This is a genomic window from Micromonospora fiedleri (assembly GCF_016774385.1).
GTDB lineage: Bacteria > Actinomycetota > Actinomycetes > Mycobacteriales > Micromonosporaceae > Micromonospora > Micromonospora gifhornensis.
In genome coordinates, this window is the sequence record NZ_JAETXL010000010.1 from 77,531 (window position 1) to 99,075 (window position 21,545).

Genomic DNA, 21,545 nt, shown 5'->3' on the forward strand with positions numbered 1-21,545 from the left:
CCGCCCCGCTCGATGACGCCCAGGGTCTTGCCGGCCGGGGACGTCGAGACAGGCGCTAGGCGGGGCGGGTCGTGGTGTGGGTGGCGAAGGCGATGACGTTGTCGGCGTATCCGGTCGGGCCACCGACCCACTGACCGCCGCAGGTGATCAGCCGCAGGCTCGGCGGGCCGTCGTGGCCGTAGATCCGGTCGGCCGGCAGTTCGTCCTTGGGGAAGCGTTCGACGGAGTTGACGGTGAACACCGCCACCGAGCCGTCCTCCCGCTTCACCTCGATCGGGTCGCCGACGCGCAGCTTGTGCAGGTCGTAGAAGACCGACGGGCCGCTCTTGGTGTCGACGTGGCCGACGATGACGGCGGGACCGGGCTCGCCGGGCACCGGTCCCCGGTCGTACCAGCCGGTTTCCTCGTGCCGGCTCAACGGCGGCACGTCGATGGTGCCGTCCGGAGCGTCGCCGACCGGCTTCACCGCGGCGGAGATGTCGACCGCCGCGACGGTGAGGCTCACCGGTCGCGGTGCGGTGGGCGCGGCAGGCACGCCCCGGGTCGACGTTTCGCCACCGGCGGCGGTCGCCCAGTGCAGTGGATCGCCGACGCTGCGCCCCAGCCCGGCACCGGTGGCGAAGACACCGAGCAGGACGAGCACCACGGCCAGCGGCAGTGACCAGGGGCTACGGCCTGATCGGGTGTCCCGTCGGGCCGGCTTGGCGGTCGAGGGCTTTCCGGCGTAACCGGTCAGCCGGGGCGGTCTGGCGGAGCCACGCGCCGGATGGCCGGCCGGCTCCGACCGCTCGGTGGTCGGTGGTGCCGGACGCTCAGTGGTCGGTGGTGCCGGACGCTCAGTGGTCGGTGGCTGCGGTACGAAGAGGTCGGGGTGGGTGCCGGTCGACCGCCGCGCCGGATCGCCGGCGGGCGGCACGAACATCTCGGGTCGGGGTACGGGGCTCGGTCGGCTACCCGGCGCTCGGCCGGTGCGTACGCTCCCGGTGCCGCGCACCGCGCCGACCGGCCGTGAGCCACGGGCGGAGTTGGTGGGGCGGGGTGCCCGTGCGGCGGCCATGGCGGGTCACCGGCCGGTCTGGCGACGCCGGGCGGCCACGACCCAGAGGATCATGCCGCTGACGGTCAACGCGAGCCCACCGGGCAGCAGCAGACCGGAGGTGCCCCCGGCCCCGCCACCGAATCCGGTGGCCGGTCCCCGGCTGGGTTTGACGGCGCGGACCACCTGGAGCATCGTCGAGGCGCTCTCCCCGCCCCGGCACTCCAGCTTGACCCGGTAGTTGCCGGGCAGCACCCGGTCCTTCACCTGGGCGGTGCCGGTCAGCAGCCCGCGTTGCGGCTGCACGGCGACCCGACCGAAGGCGTCCGACACCGCGATGGCGCCGACGGAGTTGTCCTGGCAACTGGCCCGCAGACCGACCAGATGTCCCGGTTCCACGGTGCTCGGGCTGACCTCGATGAACACGTTCGGGCCCGGCGGCTGCGGGGCGGCGACCGGCTGCGCCACGGCGTGGGTGGCGGCCGGGCCGGCGGCCCTGGCGGGCGTCGGGGCCCCGACCAGGGCCATGGCGAGCAGCGGGGTGACGGTGAGGAGGGTGAGCACCGGGGCCGCGAAGGTGGCGGCCGACAGCGCTGGGCGAGTACGGGTCACTGACACGATGCCCCCTCCCGGCGCGACGGAGCAGTCGCCGGGCGCCGCCGGACACCCGGTCTGCCGTACGGGATGATGGTCTCACCCCCGGTCGTACATCACATCCGATCCGGCACCGTGCTCGCGTAAGCTCGGTTCGCTGTGACCTCCACCGAACCCATCTCCGCAGGCACCGCGCCGCATCCGGCGCGGGCGATCCGCACCTTCCACCCGCGGCGCGGCCGCATGAGCGACCGGCAGACGACGGCGCTGCAACAGCTCTGGCCGGTGTACGGCCTGCGCGTCTGCGATGCCGTGTCGTCCGATCCTGCCGTGCCGTTCGATGCTGCCGGGCTCTTCGGCCGCCGGGCTCCGCTGGTGGTGGAGATCGGGTCCGGCATGGGTGACACGACCGTCGAGATGGCCGCCGCCGACCCGGATCGAGACTATCTGGCGGTCGAGGTACACACGCCCGGAATCGCCAACCTGCTGGACCTGGTCCACCAGCGTGAGCTGCGCAATGTCCGCATCGCCGAGGGCGACGCGGTGGAGTTGCTGCGGGCGATGCCGGCGGACTCGCTGGACGCGGTGCACGTCTTCTTCCCGGACCCGTGGCCGAAGTCGCGGCACCACAAGCGGCGGCTGATCCAGCCGGCGCACGTGGCGTTGCTGCGCTCCCGGCTGGCCGTCGGCGGCACGCTGCACTGCGCCACCGACTGGGCGGAGTACGCCGAGGCGATGCGGGTCACCCTGGACGCCGACCCGGGCCTGGTCAACCTGCACGACGGGTACGCGCCTCGGCCCGCCCACCGGCCGGTGACCCGGTTCGAACGGCGGGCGCTGCGCGCCGGCCGCCCGATCGCCGACCTGATCTACCGCCGCCGCTGACCGCCGGCTGTCGACCGGACCCCTGCTCCACGTCCCGCGGAGTGAAGGGGTCCGGGCCCGACCAATCCGGGCACCCGGTTGGCGTCGGAGGGCATGATCCAGGCACCATGGACCGGCCATGACTCTCACCGCCGCGCTGCCCAAGACCGCCGACCCCGACACTCTCTACGACGCGTTCGCCGGCTGGGCCTCCGCGCGCGGCCTCGACCTCTATCCCCATCAGGAGGAGGCGGTCATTGAGATCGTCTCCGACGCCAACGTGATCATGAATACGCCGACCGGCTCGGGCAAGAGCCTGGTCGCGATCGCGGCGCACTTCGCCGCGCTGGCCGACGACCGGACGACCTTCTACACCGCGCCGATCAAGGCCCTGGTGTCGGAGAAGTTCTTCGCGCTCTGCGAGGTCTTCGGCGCGGAGAACGTCGGCATGCTCACCGGCGACGCGAGCGTCAACGCCGATGCGCCGATCATCTGCTGCACGGCGGAGATTCTGGCCAACCTGGCGCTGCGCGAGGGCGCCCGGGCCGACGTCGGCCAGGTGATCATGGACGAGTTCCACTTCTACGCCGAACCGGACCGGGGCTGGGCCTGGCAGGTACCGCTCATCGAACTGCCCCAGGCGCAGTTCGTCCTGATGTCCGCCACGCTGGGCGACACCACCCGGTTCGTCGACGACCTGACCCGGCGTACCGGCCGGTCCACCGCCGTCGTCCGCTCGGCCGAGCGGCCGGTTCCGCTGATCTTCACGTACGCGATGACGCCGCTGCACGAGACGCTCGAGGAACTGCTGGAGACCAAGCAGGCCCCGGTCTACGTCGTGCACTTCACCCAGGCCGCTGCGCTGGAACGCGCCCAGGCGCTGATGAGCGTCAACGTCTGCACCCGCGCCGAGAAGGACATGATCGCCCAGGCGATCGGCAGCTTCCGGTTCACCTCCGGCTTCGGCAAGACGCTGTCCCGGCTGGTCCGCCACGGCATCGGCGTGCACCACGCCGGCATGCTGCCCAAGTACCGCCGACTGGTGGAGACCCTGGCCCAGGCCGGACTACTCAAGGTCATCTGCGGGACGGACACCCTCGGCGTCGGCATCAACGTGCCGATCCGTACGGTCCTGTTCACCGGCCTGTCCAAGTACGACGGGGTGCGTACCCGGCTGCTCAAGGCCCGCGAGTTCCACCAGATCGCCGGCCGGGCCGGACGCGCCGGCTTCGACACCCTCGGCCGGGTCGTGGTGCAGGCCCCCGAACACGTGATCGAGAACGCCAAGGCCCTCGCCAAGGCCGGTGACGACCCGAAGAAGCGCCGCAAGGTGGTGAAGAAGAAGCCGCCGGAGGGCTCGATCGGCTGGGGTGAGCCGACCTTCCAGCGCCTGGTCGAGGCCGAGCCGGAGCCACTGACCTCCAGCTTCCAGGTCAGCCACTCGATGCTGCTCAACGTCATCGGCCGCCCCGGTGACGCGTTCGCCGCCATGCGGCACCTGCTCACCGACAACCACGAGGACGCCGCCGCCCAGCGCCGGCACATCCGCCGGGCCATCGCCATCTACCGGGCACTGAAGGCCGGCGGGGTGGTCGAGGAGCTGCCCGAGCCGGACGAGACCGGCCGACGGGTCCGGCTCACCGTCGACCTGCAACTCGACTTCGCACTCAACCAGCCGCTGTCGCCGCTGGCCCTGGCCACCATCGAACTGCTGGACAGCGAGTCCCCGTCGTACGCCCTCGACGTGCTGAGCGTGATCGAGTCGATCCTCGACGACCCCCGCCAGGTGCTCTCCGCGCAACAGTTCAAGGCCCGCGGTGAGGCGGTCGCCGCGATGAAGGCCGAGGGCATCGAGTACGAGGCCCGCCTCGAACTGCTCGACGAGGTGACCTGGCCCAAGCCGCTGGCCGAACTGCTGAACAACGCGTACGAGATGTACCGGCAGGGCCACCCCTGGGTCGCCGACCACCAGCTCTCCCCCAAGTCCGTGGTCCGCGACATGTACGAGCGGGCGATGACCTTCACCGAGTTCGTGCAGTTCTACGGGCTGTCCCGCTCGGAGGGCCTGGTGCTGCGCTACCTGGCCGACGCGTACAAGACGCTGCGGCAGACCGTGCCCGAGGAAGCCAAGACCGACGAGCTGATCGACCTGATCGAGTGGCTCGGCGAACTGGTCCGCCAGGTCGACTCCAGCCTCATCGACGAGTGGGAGCGACTGCGCAACCCCACCGACCTGCCGGACGTCGCCGCCGCCCTGGACGACCGCCCCACGGCGGTCACCCGCAACGCCCGCGCCTTCCGGGTCCTCGTCCGCAACGCCCTGTTCCGCCGGGTCGAACTGGCGGCGCTACGCCACTGGGACGCCCTCGGCGAACTGGACGCCGCCGCCGGCTGGGACGCCGACGCCTGGGCCGACGCGCTGGAACCTTACTTCGACACGTACGACGAGATCGGCACCGGCCCGAACGCCCGCGGCCCGGCCCTACTCATGATCGAACAGGGTCGCGACCGCTGGACGGTACGGCAGATCCTCGACGACCCCGACGGCGACCACGACTGGGGCATCAGCGCCGAAGTAGACCTCGCCGCCTCCGACGAAGCCGGCACCGCCATCATCCGCATCACCAACGTCGGCCAACTCTGACCCGGCCCGACCCTTCGCGTGGCACCGACTCATTGATCAAGAGGTTTGCGTCAGGAATTCGGCGATCGCCGACGCTAACCTCTTGATCAACCGTGGTTACCGCTGTTGTTGGTCGTGCTGGCCGCTGCCGGGACGCCGCAGGGGTGGGAGCGGAGGACCGGTCCCACCCCTGCGGGTGACAGCTGTCGGTCAGTCGCGGGGGGCCTGGAATGCCAGGCGGCGACGACGGAACATCACGAAGAGGACCGCGCCGAGCGCCACCACGGCGGCACCCACGCCGGCCACGGCGGCAGCCGGGGCGCCGGTCACCGGCAGGCCGCCGCCGGAGCCGCCGTCGCCGTCACCGGTGTCGATGACGATGCGGGCGGTGTTGTTCTCCGGCTTCGACTCGGTGGAGTACCTGGCGCCGTCGACCACGATCATGCCGTCCGTACCCGGCGTTGACTTGATCTTCAGCTGGACCGTCGCCTTGATCCGACCATAGCCGGACGCGGTGCTCGGGAACTCGCTCTCGAAGTTGCAGCGCAGCTTCTTCGACTCGGGCAGCGTCCCGCCGGGCTCGCCGTCGGTGTAGCACCACTCGGCGGGCAGCAGCACCGTGCCGCTGGGCGCGGTGATGAGCACGCGCGGGCCGCCGCCGTCGGAGGGACCGTTGTTGACGACCTCGTAGGTCAGGTCGACCGTCTCACCCACGGTGCCCTTGATGGCCGGGGCGGAGACAGCGACGTCGATCGTGTTCTTCTTGCTCCAGAACCGGAAGTCCGCGTAGTTGTCCGACTCGTCGAGCTCCCACTTGGTGCCGGACTGGCGGGCGACCTTGGCATCCGCAGCCTTGACCTGCAGGGCCTTGACGGCGTCGGCGAAGGACGGGCCCGTACCCTTGCTGCCCGCGACCTTCTTCGCCGCTCGCGACTCCCCCGCCAGGGCGACGCTGACGAAACCGTAGTGCTCGCCGGGACCGGGCAGGTTGCGACCGAAGGTGACGTTGAAGATCGACTCGCCGGTCTCGTCGTCGAACAGCAGCAGCCCCTCACCCGGTTCGAGGGTCAGCGGCAGGACGCAGGTGACCTCGCTGGGCCCGTACACATAGGGTGCCCCGACATCGTCGGGGAAGTAGTCGGCGTACGTGCAGTCGCTGTAGCGTTCGACGAAGGTGGCGCCGGTGGTCAGGCTGACGGTGAACGTGAAGTCCGTGGCGGCGGTGTCACCCTCGTTGAACACGGCACTGTAGAGCGGAACCGTGTCGCCCGGGCCGACCCGGTCGGACTTGTCGTTCAGGTCCGCGGCAGCGACCACCAGATCGGGCCCGGAGGCGACCACCGAAACCGGGAAGGTCGTGGTGTTGTCGTCCGGGTTCGCGTCCTCCTCCGCGCCGGCGATGGTCACGGAGACCGAGCCGGCATCGCCGGACTTGGCACCCTGACGGCTGGCCAACGACATCGGGTAGAGGGTGTCGACCTGCCCGGCGACGAGCACGCCGACATCGCAGGTGATCTTCTCGTCGGCAAGCTTGCAGTTCTCGACCCAGTCCGGCACGGTCGCGACGATCGCGTCGGAGAGCTTGCTCAGGTCGATGGTGACGGTGACCGCGCTCGCGTCCGCCTCACCGTAGTTGTACACGTACATGCCGACGGTGGTGCCGCTGTTGTCGACCTCCGCGACCGGCTCCTGGGTGAAGGAGACGAACAGGTCGGGACGTGCGTCCGCAGCCTGCGCCACGGGGACGGAGCCGAAGAGCGCCGCCGTCGTCAGCACCCCCGTGCCCACGGCAAGGCGTGGCCAACGAGCCATGAGGGATGTCATATGTGCACTCCGAGAGAGAAATGGGGAAGCCCGGACTTTAGACGATCTCCGAGCAACGCGTTGTCCCGTGCGCAGGGCCCGTACCGCACCGGACGGCCCGTTTTCTCCCCTGGGCGATGTCAGACCCGTCGATTAGAATGTATGTACTAATCGAGTTCCTGACCTGGGAGGATGCTCGTGACCGCGCCCATCTCCGCCCCCCTCACGCCGTACGCCACCCTCCTCGGTTTCACCCGCTACGTCGACCGCACCGGGCCGACGAAAGCCAGCTTCGTCGGCGGTCTGCGTCGACAGCGGGCCAGCCGCTCCGGCTTCAACCCGCACGGCCAGTTCGTGAAGGCGCTCAAGGCCGACATCGCCTTCCACACCGGCGGCACCCACCTGGCGCAGGTGGTCGACGTGGTCAAGCCCCGGTGGCGCCCCCTCTACCAGGCGCTGGTGCCGGGCGCCACGGCCTGGCTGCACTCCCTGGGCGAGCCGCGCGAGGTGGACCTCGCCCAGACCCGTGACGCCCTCGCCCTGCTCGGCGACCTACCCGTCAAGATCAACCTTCATTTCGGCGTACGCCATTGCGACGGCCGCGCCGAAGCGGTCCGGCTGCACTTCGACGAGACGCCGCCCAGCGAGGAGGCCGCGCTCGCCACCCTGCACCTGATGGCCCGGCACATGGACGCCGTCCTGCCGCACGCCGAGCCGATCCTGGTCGACGTACGCCGAGGCGTCACCCACCGGATGCCCGAGAGCGCCAAGTCCGACGAGATCGAACGCTGGCTCGCCGGCGAAGCCGCCGCCTTCCGCGCCATCTGGTCCGCCGCCGCATAACCCACCCACACCCGCCGCCCTGCCCACCGCACCCCGCCGTGCAATTTCGGGGAAGATGCCGCCTCCGCAAGCGTCGAGGCGACATCTTTCCCGTAGTTGCACCCACCGCGCCTTGTCGGCGTCGGCGTTGCGGGGCAGGGGGTTATCCACAGGGGGTGTCGAGAGTGGGTTTGCTCGTCCAGAGTGGATTTCATGGCCATATCCGCTCGGCGTCCGCCGCAGTTACGCGGGCGCGTCTTCCGAGGGTCCCGTGCCGTGGCCCGGGGGTTGCTGACCCGGGGTGAGCTGCGCAGCAAGGCATGGCGGGCGATCTTCCGAGACGTGTACGCCGACGCCCAGCTCACGGTCTCGCACCGCACCCGTTGTCGGGCCGCGGCGCGATGGCTGCTCCCTCCCGGTGCGGCGATCGCCGGGCGCAGCGCCGCGGCACTGTTCGGTGCCGGATTCGTCGCCGACGCCGAGCCGCTCGACGTGCTGGTGCCCGCCGGGCAACGCTTCGGGCCGGTGGCCGGTCTCGCCGTGCACACCGCTGAGGTCGACCGGTTCGAGGTGCTGTCGCACGACGGGATGTCGGTCACCACACCGCTGCGGACCTGCTGGGATCTGGCCCAGTGGCTCGATCTAAAAGAGGCTGTGGTCGTGGTGGACCGCCTGCTCGGCCGTGGGCTGGTACGCGCCGGTCAACTGCGGGACCTGGCACACGATCGTCGCGGCGCCCGCGGCTGGAAACGCATGCTGCGGGTGGCAGAGTTGGCCGACCCCGGTGCGGAGTCGGCACAGGAGTCACGGCTTCGAGTGCGGATCGTGCTGGCCGGCGTCCCGCAGCCGGTCACCCAGTTCGTGGTACAGCGAGACGGTCGCTTCATCGCCCGCGTCGACCTCGCCTGGCCGCACCTGAGGATCGCGGTCGAGTACGACGGCCTCTGGCACGACGACCCGGAGCAGCTGCACCGCGACCGCCGCCGCCTCAACCGCCTGCTCGGCGAGGACTGGATCGTCCTGCACGTGACAGCCCGACGCCTCCGCGAAGACTTCGACGGCTTCCTCACCGAACTCCGCCAAGCAATCCACACCCGCACCCGCTAACCACCCACCCCACCACCCCGCGCCCTGCAGCTGCCTGACACCTCCCCGGCCGCCTCCACCGCCCGACTGCCCGGCGCCTCCCCTGCACCGGCCCCACACCTCCCCAGCCGCCCCCTGCACCCTGCAACTTCGGGGAAAATGCTGCCTCCGCCCGCGCCGAGGCGACATCTTCCCCGAAGTTGCACACCACCTTGACTCCGGCGGGCAGCGAGGGCAGCGGCGCGGGGGCAGTGGGGGCGTTGGAAGGTCAGTGGGGGGTGGTTGGGGGGAGGTCGGTGATCGGTACGACTCGGGGGGTGTCGAGGGGGCCGATGATCACGCGCAGCGATGGGAAAAGGTCGCCCAGGAGTTGGCGGCATGCGTCGCACGGGGTGACCAGGGTCCGGCCGCGGTCACCGACCGTGACGATGGTTTCCAGTGCGCCCACGCCCTGGGTCACGGCGGTGCCGATCGCGACGACCTCGGGGCAGGCTCCGCCGGTCGCGTGCACCACGTTCACGGCGGAGACGACCCGGCCATCGGCGGTACGGGCCGCCGCGGCGAGAGTGTGGGCAGCGCTGCGGCAGCGCAGCTTCGCCACCGCGCTGGCGGCCTGTACCAAGGCCCGATCGGTGTCACGCATCGTCATCGGCTTCCCCGTGTTCCATCCCCCGCTCGACGCACAACGATAGACCGTCATCCCCCGCCACCCCCGCCGCACCCAACAGCACACTGCGGATGGTGGACGAGACCGTGTCACATCAGCGCCCTTTGCTCTGCTTCACCCCACGCACCGAATGGCGACGACGCCCATTGCGCCGGTTGAAGCAGAGCAAAGGGGTGCTGCGGACCACTTGGCCACCGCTCGGGACGACTGCGCTGGTTGAAGCGGAGCAGAAGGGCGTCGCGGACCATCTGGCCACACTCGGATCGCTAGCCCTTGGACGACGCCGCTTTGCTCTGCTTCACCCCACGCACCGAATGGCGACGACATCCGTTGCGCCGGTTGAAGCAGAGCAAAGGGGTGCTGCGGTCTACCTGTCACCGCTCGGGCGGCCAGGTCCGGGGTCGACCGGGCCCGGGACGATCAACTCCGGGACGGCGCGGTTCGGGACGGCCGGGCCAGGCTGGGCTGGGCTGGGCTGGGCTGGGCTGGGCTTGGGACGGCCAGGCTCAGAACGCCCCGAGCTCGGGGCGGCGCGGTTAGCCCGGGTGGCGCGGGCTCGGAGCGGCGCGGGCTCGGAGCGGGGCGGGCTCGGAGCGGGGCGGGCTCGGAGCGAGGCGGGCCCGGAGCGGGGCGGGCCCGGAGCGGGGCGGGCCCGGAGCGGGGCGGGCCCGGAGCGACGCGGGCCCGGAGCGACGCGGGCCCGGAGCGACGCGGGCCCGGGACGGGGCGGGCTCGGGGCGGCGCGGGCTCGGGGCGGGGCGGGGGTAACCCGGAGGCGGGGCGGCGGCGGGCTGCCTATCCTTGGGCACGACATGCAGAATCCAGTCTCACCTGCCGCGACCGATCCGATCCGCGCGTTGCAGCGTCGCCTTCCCCCGTTGATGTTCCGTGACCAGCGTCAGCTGCGCCGGCGGCTGGACGGGGTGCGCAGGCTGCGCGACCCGCAGCGGCGGGAGTCGGCGCTGGCTGAGATCGCGGCCGAGGTGGCTGCGGCGGAGGGGCGGCTGGAACGGCGCCGGGCCGCGCTGCCGAAGATCACTTATCCGGCGGCGCTGCCGGTCAGCGAGCGCAAGGACGATATTGCCGCCGCGATCCGGGATCACCAGGTGGTGATCGTGGCCGGTGAGACCGGGTCGGGCAAGACCACCCAGTTGCCGAAGATCTGCCTGGAGTTGGGGCGTGGGATCAGCGGGCTGATCGGGCACACGCAGCCTCGTCGGCTGGCGGCGCGTACGGTGGCCGATCGGATCGCCGAGGAGTTGGGCACCGAGCTGGGTGACGTGGTCGGTTACAAGGTGCGCTTCACCGATCAGGTCAGTGAGCAGAGCCTGGTCAAGTTGATGACCGACGGCATTCTGCTGGCCGAGTTGCAGAACGACCGGATGCTGCGCCAGTACGACACCTTGATCATCGACGAGGCGCACGAGCGCAGCCTCAACATCGATTTTATTCTGGGCTATCTCAAGCAACTGCTTCCCCGTCGACCCGACCTCAAGGTGATCATCACCTCGGCGACGATCGAGACCGACCGGTTCGCCCGGCACTTCGCGGGGCCACCGACCGAGGAGCATCCCGAGGGCGTACCGGCGCCGGTGGTCGAGGTGTCCGGACGGACGTACCCGGTGGAGGTGCGCTACCGGCCGCTGGTCGAGGTGGCGGACGCCGACGAGGAGGAGGCGGACGAGGAGAACGTCCGCGATCAGATCCAGGCCATCGGTGACGCGGTCGAGGAACTGGCCGCCGAGGGCCCGGGTGACATCCTGGTCTTCCTCAGCGGGGAACGGGAGATTCGGGACACCGCGGACGCGCTGGGCAAGCTGGTGCAGAACAAGCGGTCGCTGCTCGGCACCGAGATCCTGCCGTTGTACGCCCGGTTGAGCGTCGCCGAGCAGCACCGGGTCTTCGCCCCGCACTCCGGTCGGCGGGTGGTGTTGGCGACGAATGTCGCGGAGACGTCGCTGACCGTGCCCGGCATCAAGTACGTGGTGGACCCGGGTACCGCCCGGATCTCCCGCTACTCGCAGCGGCTGAAGGTGCAGCGGCTGCCCATCGAGCCAGTCTCGCAGGCCAGCGCCAACCAGCGTAAGGGCCGCTGTGGGCGTACCTCGGACGGTATCTGCATCCGGCTCTACGACGAGCAGGACTTCCTGTCGCGGCCCGAGTTCACCGACCCGGAGATCCTGCGCACCAACCTGGCCTCGGTCATCCTGCAGATGACCGCCATCGGGCTGGGTGACATCGCCGCCTTCCCGTTCATCGATCCGCCGGACCGGCGCAACATCGCCGACGGGGTCAACCTGCTGCACGAGCTGGGTGCTCTGGACCCGGCCGAGACCGACCTGGATCGGCGGCTCACCGCGCTCGGGCGGCGGTTGGCCCAACTGCCGGTCGACCCCCGGCTCGCGCGGATGGTGCTCGAAGGGGAGCGCAACGGCTGCGCCACCGAGGTGATGGTGATCGCCGCGGCGTTGTCGATCCAGGATCCGCGTGAGCGGCCGGCCGACAAGCAGGCCCAGGCCGACCAGGCGCACGCCCGGTTCGCCGACAAAGAGTCGGACTTCGTGGCGTTTCTGAACCTGTGGCGGTATCTGCGCCAACAGCAGAAGGACCTGTCCTCCAGCGCGTTCCGTCGGATGTGCAAGGCCGAGTACCTCAACTACCTGCGGGTACGCGAGTGGCAGGACATCGTCAGCCAGTTGCGCCAGGTGTTGCGTACCGCCGATTCGGAGGGCCGGGGGCGCGGACGGCGAGGCGCCGACGACGACGCCCCGCGCGGAGGTGGGCGACGCCAGGCCGGCGCGGACCTGCCGGAGGAGATCGACACCCCGAAGGTGCACCAGTCGCTGTTGCCCGGCCTGCTGTCGCACGTCGGGCTCAAGGACGCCCAGAAGAACGAGTACCTGGGTGCCCGGGGGGCGAAGTTCGGACTGTTCCCCGGCTCGGCGCTGTTCCGCAAGCCGCCGCGCTGGGTGATGTCCGCCGAGTTGGTGGAGACCTCCCGGCTGTGGGGGCGGGTGAACGGGCGGATCGAACCCGAGTGGGTCGAACCGCTGGCCCAGCACCTGGTCAAACGCAGTTACAGCGAGCCGCACTGGGAGAAGAAGCAGGCGGCGGTGATGGCGTACGAGAAGGTGACGCTGTACGGCGTACCGCTTGTCACCTCTCGCAAGGTCAACTTCGGTCGGATCGATCCGGTGCTGAGCCGGGAGTTGTTCATCCGGCATGCGCTGGTCGAGGGCGACTGGTCCACCCACCACCAGTTCTGGCGGGACAACGAGCGGCTGCGTACCGAGTTGGAGGAGTTGGAGAGCCGGGCCCGGCGGCGTGACATCCTGGTCGACGACGAGACGATCTTCCAGTTCTACGACGAGCGGATTCCCGCCGACGTGGTCTCCGGGCGGCACTTCGACAGCTGGTGGAAGAAGACCCGGCGGGAGCGGCCGGAGCTGCTCACCTTCACCCGTGAGCTGCTGGTCAACGCGGGTCGGGGCGGGGTGGACGAGGCGGACTTCCCCGACCGGTGGCGCACCGAGGGTGTCGAGCTGCCGTTGACGTACACGTTCGAGCCCGGGTCCCCGGTCGACGGGGTGACCGTCGACATCCCGCTGCCGCTGCTCAACCAGGTCCCGGCGGAGAGCTTCGACTGGCAGGTGCCGGGTCTGCGGGAGGAACTGGTCATCGCGTTGATCCGTTCGCTGCCCAAGCCGGTGCGGCGCAACTTCGTACCGGTGCCGGACTTCGCGCGCGCCGCGCTGGCCGCGATCACGCCCGGCGAGGAGCCGCTGCTGGATGCGCTGACCCGGCAGTTGCGCCGGATGACCGGGGTGACCGTGCCCCGCGAGGCCTGGGATCTCGGCAGGTTGCCGGCGCACCTGCGGGTCACCTTCCGGGTGCTCGGCGACGACGACAAGCCGGTCGCCGAGGGCAAGGATCTGCCGGCCCTGCAACGCCAGCTCAAGGCCGAGGTACGCCAGGTGGTGGCCGCCGCCGCGCCGGACGTGGCGCGTACCGGGCTGACCGGCTGGGAGATCGGTACCCTGCCGCGCACCATCGAGCAGGTGCGGGCGGGGTACGCGGTGACCGCGTACCCGGCGCTGGTGGACGAGGGCGCCACGGTCGGCGTACGGGTCTTCGACTCGCCGGGCGAGCAGGAGGCCGCGCACTGGGCGGGTACCCGGCGGCTGCTGCGGCTGACCGTGCCGTCACCGGCCAAGTTCCTCCAGGGTCGGCTCTCCAACGAGGCGAAGCTGGCGTTGTCGCGCAATCCGCACGGCGGGGTGCAGGCGCTGATCGAGGACGCCACCGGCGCGGCGATCGACAAGCTGATCGGTGACGCCGGCGGGCCCGTCTGGGACGCCGAGGGTTTCACCGCGCTGCGGGACAAGGTCCGCGCCGACCTGGTGGACACCGTGGTGGAGGTGATGGAGCGGGTCCGGGCGGTGCTCGCCGCCGCGTACGCGGTGCAGCAGCGGCTCGGCGCGACGAGGAACCTGGCCGTGGTGGCCGCCCTGGCCGACATCCGTAACCAGCTCACCGGGCTGGTGCACGCCGGTTTCATCACCGAGGTCGGTTACGCCCGGCTGTCCGATCTGCTGCGCTACCTGACCGCCATCGAGCGGCGGCTGGACCGGTTGCCCGGCAATCCGCCCCGGGACAAGCAGTTGCAGGACCGGATCGCGGTGGTCCAGCGGGAGTACGACGAGATGCTCGCCGCACTCCCGCCGGCCCGACGTGACTCCGTCGCCGTACAGCAGATCCGCTGGATGATCGAGGAACTGCGGGTGAGCGTCTTCGCGCAGGCCCTGGGCACTCCGTACCCGATCTCGGAGCAACGCATCTACCGGGCCATGGACGACGCCGAAGGACGCTGAGTGCTCAGCCGACCTGCACCGGGAAGTCCCAGCCGACGGGCAGATCCGCCACCGTACGGGTCAGTTCTCCACCCGCCGAACGGGGCTCCGGGCAGGTCGTGCCCCACCACTCCCGGTTCTCCCGGTACCAGTGAAAGACCTCGATCAGCCCGTCGTCGAAACTGATCCGCGGTTCGTAGCCCAGCTCCTCGGAGATCTTGCGGAAGTCCAGCGAGTAGCGCTGGTCCTGCACCTTGCGGTCGGCGACGTGCCGGACCCGGTCCCAACCGGCACCGGCCAGTTGCAGGATCCGGTCGGCCAGGTCCCGGTTGGTCAGCTCGATGTCGCCGCCGATGTTGTAGACCTCGCCGGCGCGTCCCTTGGCCAACACGAGGGCGATGGCCCGGCAGTGGTCGTCGACGTGCAACCATTCCCGTACCGCGCTGCCGTCGCCGTGCAGGGTGACGTCCCGGCCGGAGAGCAGGCTGGTCACGAAGCGTGGAATGACCTTCTCCACGTGCTGGTACGGCCCGTAGTTGTTGGCGCATCTGGTGATCGACACGTCGAGGTCGTAGGTCCGCCAGTAGGAGCGCACCACGCAGTCGCTCGCGGCCTTGGAGGCGGCGTACGGCGAGTTCGGTTCGAGCAGGCAGCGTTCGTCCCAGGAGCCCTCCGCGATCGAGCCGTACACCTCGTCGGTGGAGACGTGCACGACGCGGCTCACTCCACTGCGGACGCATTCGGCCATCAGCCGGTGGGAGCCCATCACGTTGCTCTCGAAGAACGGCGCAGGGTCGTCGATCGACCGGTCGACGTGCGACTCGGCCGCGAAGTGCACCACCACGTCGTGGCCGGGCACCACCTCGCGAAGGAGTGACACGTCGGCGACGTCACCGCGGATGAAGGTCAACCGCGGATGGGTGGCGGGCAGGTTCCTGCGGTCACTGGCGTACGTGAGTTTGTCCAGCACTGTGACGGCGCTGCCTTCGAAGCCGAGGTAACGTCCCTCCAACAGGCACCGGGTGAAGTGAGACCCGATGAAGCCAGCACCACCGGTCACCAGGATCCTCATGTATGTGGCCTCCCTGCCACGCGAATCCGCGCATCGTCTATCCACCCCCGGACTCTCCGGGTGGGCCGCCATCTCACCCACCCTGTGGTCGCGCCGCGCCCGCAGATGGTTTGGCCTCGAAAAGCGACAAAAGAGGGACAAGCCCTCGTGCAAGACCTCACGATAGGTGACGAGCGTGCTGTGGGTGGTGGATATTGGGAGCTTAAGGACGAATTAAACGTCGGGCCGCACAACCGGACAGACAGCTCGGTCCGAACGGCGGCGTACGACAGGCGGAGCGGTGGGACGGGCGCGGCGGGACCCGCGCCTACCCCGCCGTGGACGGCGCCGAGGGGCGCCGGCGTCCGTTGACGAGCACCCGGAGCATCACCTGCGGGCCGAGCAGCCGGGTCGGCGGGTCGATCAGGTTGATCACCCGCAGGAAGGCGGCGCCGAGCGCCACGTCGTGCGCGGCCGCCGCGTGCAGCCGGGCCAGGTAGGCGTTGACGAACCGGACCTTGCGGGTACGCCGCCCGGTGACTCCCGGAAAGCGCAGGTCGGTGCCGACGGCGATGGACCACGGCGCGTCGATCACACGCGCCGCCCGCCGGAAGAACCGCCGGGCCAACCGGTGACGCCCGCGGGCGAGCAGCCGGCGCAGCAGCAACGCCTGTACGGCGGCGACGGTGATGCCCTGCCCGTAGACCGGGTTGAGGCTGCACAGCGCGTCGGCGAAGACCAGGTGGCCGTCCGGGAAGCGGGGCAGCCGCTCGTAGCGACGTCGGACGCTGGCCGGGAAGCGCATCAGCACCGGCTCGTCCAGCGGCTGGGCGTGCCGGACCAGTTCGCCTACCTGCGGGGCGGCCAGCGAGGTCGCGTACCTGACGAATCCGGCCTCGTCGACCGGGGGTTCCTCGCCCAGGATGCCCGCCATGGTGACCGCGAACCGCCCACCTTCCTGCGGTGCGACGACGCCGTAGCGGGGACAGCCCGGCATCGCGTTGGACAGGACACCGAGCTTGTCCTCCAGTTGGCCGGCCTCGCGCCGGTATCGGCGGGTCACGTAGGTGACCCCGACCTCGACCCGTTCCTGTTCCACCGTCGGGTAGCCGAGCTCGGTCAGCCAGATCGGGCTGCGGCTGGCCCGGCCACCGGCGTCGACCACGAGATCGGCGGTCAGGGCTGATGGTCGGCCGTCGCGCGGGGCGAGTCGTACTCCGGTGACCCGGCGGTGGTCGTCGGTCGCGAGCAGACCGGTCACCTCGCAGTCGGGCACCACGGTCACCCCGGGAAGCGCCATGGTGCGCTGCCTGACCACCTGTTCGAGCAGCGGTCGGCTCATGCCGAAGGCGGTCAGGTCGGAGCGGGCCGGCAGCATCCGGTGCCCGTCGTTGTACCAGTGCACCTGACCGTGCAGGTCGACCGGAGTGGCGCCGAGGCGGTACAGCTCGGCGCCGAGCTCGGGGAAGAGACTCTCCAGGGCTTGGCGGCCCCGGTCGAGCAGGACGTGGACGTGACGGCCCTGCGGGACGCCTCGGCGGTGCACCGGCTCGTCCGGCGGGGTGTCCCGGTCCAGCAGGATCACCTCGGCGAAGCTCTCCGCCAACGCCCGGGCGGCGAGCAGTCCGCCCAGACTGGCTCCGATGACGACGGCGCGACCGGAGGCTGCCATGCGGGGCAGCCTATGCGCGCGCCACGACCCCTGGCTGCTTCGATCGTGCTCGATGCCGTGCTGGTTCAGGTCAGCGGCTCGACCCCGGGCGGAAGCTCGTCGCCGGCGGTGGCGGTGTGCACGTAGTCGAGCAGGATGCGGCGCAGTTCGCGGCCGGCGTGGGTGGGCACCACGTCGCGGCGGCGGGCCACCGCGATCGTGCGGCGTACCCCGGGTGGGGCCAGTCGGGTGACCCGGATGCCGGGCCGGCGGGCCACCACGATGCCGGGGACCAGGGCGATGCCCAGCCCGGCCTCGACGAAGCTGAGCACCGCGTCCATCTCGCCGCCGTCGACCGACAGGGTCGGTTCGAACCCGGCGGCCCGGCATGCCTGCAGGGTGGCGTCGCGCAGGTCGTAGCCCTCGCGGAACATCACCAGCGGCTGGTCGCGCAGGTCGGTGATCTGCAGGTCGGTTCCGGGGTACGCGGTCGGCAGCGGATCGACCGAGGCGACCACCAGGCTCTCGGTCAGGATCGGGTCGGCGCGCAGCCCCGGGTCGATGCCCTGGGCCGGCATGATGATCAAGGCTAGGTCCAGGTCGCCGCGGAGCAGGTGGCGGACCAGGTCCTGTGAGCCACCCTCCTCCACCCGCAGGTCGACGGTGGGGTGGACGTCGCGGAAGCGGCGCAGCACCGGCGGTGCGAGGGAGGTGGCCAGGCTCGGGGTGGCACCGAGGCGGACCCGCCCGCGCCGCAGACCGACCAGCTCCTGCACCTCGCGGGTGGCGGTCTCCACGTCGGCGAGGATCCGCTTGGCCAGGGGCAGCAGCACCTCACCGGCCGCGGTCAGGGTGATGTTGCCCCTTACCCGCTCGAACAACGGGGCGCCGAGGGTGTCCTCCAGGGCGTGAATTTGCTTACTCAGCGACGGCTGGGTTATCCCGACGACATCGGCCGCCTGGGTGAAATGTCGTACTTCGGCTACTGCAATGAAGTACTTGAGCTGATGGAGCTGCATCTGGATAGCCTATGGCTATCAAGACTGCGGTGTCGATGCATTGGACGACTGATCGAAGTGCTCCTAGCGTCGGGCACGTGGTAGTCACGACTCGAACTCGGTCGCCCATCCGCTCCAACGTCGGCCTCAAGGCCGTCATGGCGGTGACGGGCATCTTCCTGGTGTTCTTCCTCATCGCACACATGCTGGGCAACCTGAAGGTCTTCTCGGGCGACTCCTCGTTCAACGGGTACGCGCACTGGCTGCGCGAGGTCGGCAAGCCGCTGCTGCCGGGCGTCTGGTTCCTCTGGTTCATGCGCATCGGCCTCGTCGTCGCGGCCGTCGGGCACATCTGGGCCGCCACCGTGCTGGCCCTGCGCGCCCGTGCCGCCCGCCCGGTCCGCTACGCCCACCGCAAGAAGGTCCGGGGCAGCTACGCCGCCCGCACCATGCGCTGGGGCGGCGTGATCATCCTCTTCTTCGTGATCTACCACCTGCTCGACCTGACCACCGGGCACCTGAACCCGGTCGGCGACCCGTCCCGGCCGTACGCCAACGTCGTCGCCACCTTCGCGCCGGAACGGTGGTACGTCACGCTCTTCTACACCCTGGCGGTCGTCACGCTCGGCTTCCACCTGCGCCACGGTGTCTTCAGCGCACTGCGCAGCCTGGGCCAGCAGACCCCGCGCGGCGAGCAGCGGGCCAAGGCGGTGGCGCTGGTCTTCTCCGCCGCGCTCGTCGCCGGCTACCTCGTGGTCCCGTTCGCCGTACTCACCGGATTGGTGTCCTGACCATGGATCTGTACATCGAGGGCGACCCGGTCGCCGACACCCGGGCTCCCGACGGCCCGATCGAGAGCCGCTGGGAACGCCGCCGGTTCGAGGCCAAGCTGGTCAACCCGGCCAACCGACGCAAGATGACGGTGATCGTGGTCGGCACCGGTCTGGCCGGCGGCTCGGCCGCGGCCACGCTCGCCGAGCAGGGCTACCAGGTCAAGTCCTACTGCTACCAGGACAGCCCGCGCCGGGCACACTCGATCGCCGCGCAGGGCGGCATCAACGCCGCCAAGAACTACCGCAACGACGGCGACTCGGTGCACCGGCTCTTCTACGACACCGTCAAGGGTGGCGACTTCCGCTCCCGCGAGTCGAACGTGCACCGGCTGGCCGAGGTGTCGGTCAACATCATCGACCAGTGCGTCGCCCAGGGTGTGCCGTTCGCCCGCGAGTACGGCGGCCTGCTCGACACCCGCTCGTTCGGTGGCGCCCAGGTGCAGCGCACCTTCTACGCCCGGGGCCAGACGGGCCAGCAGCTGCTGCTCGGCGCGTACCAGGCGCTGGAGCGGCAGATCGGCCTGGGCAACGTGGAGATGAACGCCCGGCACGAGATGCTGGAGCTGATCGTCGTCGACGGCAAGGCCCGGGGCATCGTGGTCCGGGACCTGGTCACCGGTGAGATCACCAGCGAGTTCGCCGACGCGGTGGTGCTCGCCTCCGGCGGCTACGGCAACGTGTTCTACCTGTCCACCAACGCCAAGGGCTGCAACGTCACCGCCACCTGGCGGGCCCACCGCAAGGGCGCGTACTTCGCCAACCCCTGCTACACGCAGATCCACCCGACCTGCATCCCGGTCTCCGGCGACCACCAGTCGAAGCTGACCCTGATGAGCGAGTCGCTGCGCAACGACGGCCGGGTCTGGGTGCCCAAGGCCAAGGGTGACGACCGGGCCCCCCGGGACATCCCCGAGGACGAGCGGGACTACTACCTGGAGCGGATCTACCCGTCCTTCGGCAACCTGGTGCCCCGGGACATCGCCTCCCGGGCCGCGAAGAACGTCTGCGACGAGGGTCGGGGCGTGGGCCCGACCAAGCTCGGCGTCTACCTGGACTTCGCCGACGCCATCAACCGGCTCGGCCGCAAGGCCATCGAGGCCAAGTACGGCAACCTGTTCGAGATGTACGAGCGGATCACCGGCGAGGACCCGTACGAGGTCCCGATGCGGATCTACCCGGCCGTGCACTACACGATGGGTGGCCTCTGGGTCGACTACGACCTGCAGTCCACCATCCCCGGCCTGTTCGTGATCGGCGAGGCGAACTTCTCCGACCACGGCGCGAACCGGCTCGGCGCCTCGGCGCTGATGCAGGGGTTGGCCGACGGCTACTTCGTGCTGCCCAACACGATCGCCAACTACCTGGCCGCCGGCCCGTTCGAGAAGATCGACGGCAGCCACCCGGCCGCGATCGAGGCCCGCCGCAACGTCGAGGACCGCCTCCAGCGGCTGCTCGCCGTCAACGGCGACCGGACGGTGGACTCGTTCCACCGCGAGCTCGGTCAGATCATGTGGGAGCACTGCGGCATGGAGCGCTCCGAGGCCGGGCTGCGCAAGGCGATCGACGAGATCCGTGCGCTGCGCGAGGAGTTCTGGCAGCGGGTCCGCATCGTCGGTGACGCCGACGGGCTCAACCAGTCGCTGGAGAAGGCCGGCCGGGTGGCCGACTTCTTCGAGCTGGCCGAGCTGATGTGCATCGACGCCCTGCACCGGGAGGAGTCCTGCGGCGGCCACTTCCGGGCCGAGCACCAGACCCCCGACGGCGAGGCGCAGCGCGACGACGACAACTTCGCCTACGTCGCCGCCTGGGAGTTCACCGCCACCGGTGAGCCCTCGGTGCTGCACAAGGAAGACCTGAAGTTCGAATACGTCCACCCCACGCAGCGGAGCTACAAGTGAACCTGACCCTGCGCATCTGGCGCCAATCCGGCCCCGCGGACAAGGGTCGGATGGTGACCTACCAGGTCGAGGACGTCTCCCCGGACATGTCGTTCCTGGAGATGCTCGACGTGCTCAACGAGCGGCTCATCCTCGCCGGCGAGGAACCGGTCGCCTTCGACCACGACTGCCGTGAGGGCATCTGCGGCATGTGCGGCCTGATGATCAACGGCAACGCTCACGGGCCGCAGCGCGGCACCACCGCCTGCCAGCTGCACATGCGACAGTTCTCCGACGGCGACACCATCGACATCGAGCCGTGGCGGGCCCGCGCCTTCCCGGTCATCAAGGACCTGGTGGTCAACCGCAGCGCCTTCGACAGGATCATCGCTGCGGGCGGGTACATCACCGCACCGACCGGCAGCGCACCGGAGGCGCACTCGGTGCCGGTGGCCAAGGCCAACGCCGACGCCGCCTTCGAGTCCGCCGCCTGCATCGGCTGCGGCGCCTGCGTGGCGGCCTGCCCGAACGGCTCCGGCATGCTGTTCACCGCCGCCAAGGTCACCCAGCTGGGCCTGCTGCCCCAGGGCCAGCCGGAGCGGTACACCCGGGTCATCGGCATGCTCGACGCCCACGACGAGGCCGGCTTCGGCGGCTGCACCAACGCCGGCGAGTGCACCGCCGTCTGCCCCAAGGGCATCCCGCTGACCACCATCGGCCGCCTCAACCGCGACTACCTAGCCGCCACCACCACCAAACGCCCCGACACCCCCTAACGCCCACCCCCACC

The 21,545-nt window shown here is 70.3% G+C and carries 15 protein-coding genes; 8 read left to right on the forward strand and 7 right to left on the reverse strand.

The genetic code is table 11. From position 1 onward, the window contains the following. Nucleotides 1-55: 55 nt before the first annotated feature. Nucleotides 56-736 (reverse strand): class F sortase, encoded by a 681-nt coding sequence (locus tag JMF97_RS25275; protein WP_203223901.1) that lies wholly within the window; start codon nucleotides 734-736, stop codon nucleotides 56-58. 327 nt (nucleotides 737-1,063) lie between these two features. Continuing rightward, the gene (locus tag JMF97_RS25280) at nucleotides 1,064-1,657 is read right to left on the reverse strand and encodes an aldo-keto reductase family protein (RefSeq protein ID WP_412101328.1); all 594 of its coding nucleotides are present in this window, start codon (nucleotides 1,655-1,657) and stop codon (nucleotides 1,064-1,066) included. 216 nt (nucleotides 1,658-1,873) lie between these two features. Between JMF97_RS25280 and trmB the strand changes: the two genes are divergently transcribed. After that, the gene (gene trmB, locus JMF97_RS25285) at nucleotides 1,874-2,515 is read left to right on the forward strand and encodes a tRNA (guanosine(46)-N7)-methyltransferase TrmB (RefSeq protein WP_238360145.1); all 642 of its coding nucleotides are present in this window, start codon (nucleotides 1,874-1,876) and stop codon (nucleotides 2,513-2,515) included. 118 nt (nucleotides 2,516-2,633) lie between these two features. Then, complete coding sequence (locus tag JMF97_RS25290; RefSeq protein ID WP_203223783.1) at nucleotides 2,634-5,138, forward strand: DEAD/DEAH box helicase; 2,505 nt, start codon at nucleotides 2,634-2,636, stop codon at nucleotides 5,136-5,138. A 189-nt stretch (nucleotides 5,139-5,327) separates the two neighbouring features. Here JMF97_RS25290 and JMF97_RS25295 read toward each other — a convergent pair whose 3' ends face one another. Next, nucleotides 5,328-6,929, reverse strand: a complete 1,602-nt coding sequence (locus JMF97_RS25295; protein WP_238360112.1) for a COG1361 family protein — start codon at nucleotides 6,927-6,929, stop codon at nucleotides 5,328-5,330. 189 nt (nucleotides 6,930-7,118) lie between these two features. On the opposite strand from JMF97_RS25295, the gene JMF97_RS25300 reads away from it, so the two are divergent. Then, a complete protein-coding gene (locus JMF97_RS25300; RefSeq protein ID WP_203223785.1) occupies nucleotides 7,119-7,763 on the forward strand; it encodes a hypothetical protein in 645 nt (214 codons plus the stop codon). A 192-nt stretch (nucleotides 7,764-7,955) separates the two neighbouring features. Continuing rightward, nucleotides 7,956-8,849 (forward strand): putative endonuclease domain-containing protein, encoded by an 894-nt coding sequence (locus JMF97_RS25305; RefSeq protein WP_203223786.1) that lies wholly within the window; start codon nucleotides 7,956-7,958, stop codon nucleotides 8,847-8,849. A 247-nt stretch (nucleotides 8,850-9,096) separates the two neighbouring features. On the opposite strand, the gene JMF97_RS25310 is transcribed toward JMF97_RS25305, so the two are convergent. Then, nucleotides 9,097-9,477, reverse strand: coding sequence for a cytidine/deoxycytidylate deaminase family protein (locus JMF97_RS25310; RefSeq protein WP_203223787.1), 381 nt, complete (start codon nucleotides 9,475-9,477; stop codon nucleotides 9,097-9,099). A gap of 830 nt (nucleotides 9,478-10,307) precedes the next feature. Here JMF97_RS25310 and hrpA point away from each other — a divergent pair. Then, nucleotides 10,308-14,366, forward strand: a complete 4,059-nt coding sequence (gene hrpA, locus JMF97_RS25315; protein WP_203223788.1) for an ATP-dependent RNA helicase HrpA — start codon at nucleotides 10,308-10,310, stop codon at nucleotides 14,364-14,366. 4 nt (nucleotides 14,367-14,370) lie between these two features. On the opposite strand, the gene rfbB is transcribed toward hrpA, so the two are convergent. The 3 genes from rfbB to JMF97_RS25330 form a co-directional block, all read right to left on the reverse strand. Continuing rightward, nucleotides 14,371-15,417 (reverse strand): dTDP-glucose 4,6-dehydratase, encoded by a 1,047-nt coding sequence (gene rfbB / locus JMF97_RS25320; RefSeq protein ID WP_203223789.1) that lies wholly within the window; start codon nucleotides 15,415-15,417, stop codon nucleotides 14,371-14,373. 307 nt (nucleotides 15,418-15,724) lie between these two features. Next, the gene (locus tag JMF97_RS25325; RefSeq protein WP_203223790.1) at nucleotides 15,725-17,068 is read right to left on the reverse strand and encodes an FAD-dependent oxidoreductase; all 1,344 of its coding nucleotides are present in this window, start codon (nucleotides 17,066-17,068) and stop codon (nucleotides 15,725-15,727) included. Nucleotides 17,069-17,133: 65 nt separating this feature from the next. After that, nucleotides 17,134-18,072: a LysR family transcriptional regulator gene (locus JMF97_RS25330; RefSeq protein WP_203223903.1), complete on the reverse strand. Its 939-nt coding sequence runs from the start codon at nucleotides 18,070-18,072 to the stop codon at nucleotides 17,134-17,136. A 71-nt stretch (nucleotides 18,073-18,143) separates the two neighbouring features. Between JMF97_RS25330 and JMF97_RS25335 the strand changes: the two genes are divergently transcribed. Genes JMF97_RS25335 through JMF97_RS25345 form a run of 3 tightly spaced genes read left to right on the forward strand, consistent with a single transcriptional unit; the run spans nucleotide 18,144 to nucleotide 21,531 of the window. Further along, a complete protein-coding gene (locus JMF97_RS25335; protein WP_203223791.1) occupies nucleotides 18,144-18,836 on the forward strand; it encodes a succinate dehydrogenase cytochrome b subunit in 693 nt (230 codons plus the stop codon). 2 nt (nucleotides 18,837-18,838) lie between these two features. Further along, on the forward strand, nucleotides 18,839-20,776 hold the full coding sequence (locus JMF97_RS25340) for a fumarate reductase/succinate dehydrogenase flavoprotein subunit (RefSeq protein ID WP_203223792.1): 1,938 nt from the start codon (nucleotides 18,839-18,841) through the stop codon (nucleotides 20,774-20,776). After that, complete coding sequence (locus JMF97_RS25345; RefSeq protein WP_203223793.1) at nucleotides 20,773-21,531, forward strand: succinate dehydrogenase/fumarate reductase iron-sulfur subunit; 759 nt, start codon at nucleotides 20,773-20,775, stop codon at nucleotides 21,529-21,531. The genes JMF97_RS25340 and JMF97_RS25345 overlap by 4 nt, the downstream gene beginning before the upstream one ends. Nucleotides 21,532-21,545 lie beyond the last annotated feature (14 nt).

Coding starts and splice junctions, on each gene's coding strand:
- trmB (WP_238360145.1), top strand. CDS start 1,874: ATGAGCGACCGGCAGACGACGGCGCTGCAACAGCTCTGGCCGGTGTAC.
- JMF97_RS25290 (WP_203223783.1), top strand. CDS start 2,634: ATGACTCTCACCGCCGCGCTGCCCAAGACCGCCGACCCCGACACTCTC.
- JMF97_RS25295 (WP_238360112.1), bottom strand. CDS start 6,929: ATGGCTCGTTGGCCACGCCTTGCCGTGGGCACGGGGGTGCTGACGACG.
- JMF97_RS25305 (WP_203223786.1), top strand. CDS start 7,956: ATGGCCATATCCGCTCGGCGTCCGCCGCAGTTACGCGGGCGCGTCTTC.
- JMF97_RS25310 (WP_203223787.1), bottom strand. CDS start 9,477: ATGACGATGCGTGACACCGATCGGGCCTTGGTACAGGCCGCCAGCGCG.
- hrpA (WP_203223788.1), top strand. CDS start 10,308: ATGCAGAATCCAGTCTCACCTGCCGCGACCGATCCGATCCGCGCGTTG.
- rfbB (WP_203223789.1), bottom strand. CDS start 15,417: ATGAGGATCCTGGTGACCGGTGGTGCTGGCTTCATCGGGTCTCACTTC.
- JMF97_RS25325 (WP_203223790.1), bottom strand. CDS start 17,068: ATGGCAGCCTCCGGTCGCGCCGTCGTCATCGGAGCCAGTCTGGGCGGA.
- JMF97_RS25340 (WP_203223792.1), top strand. CDS start 18,839: ATGGATCTGTACATCGAGGGCGACCCGGTCGCCGACACCCGGGCTCCC.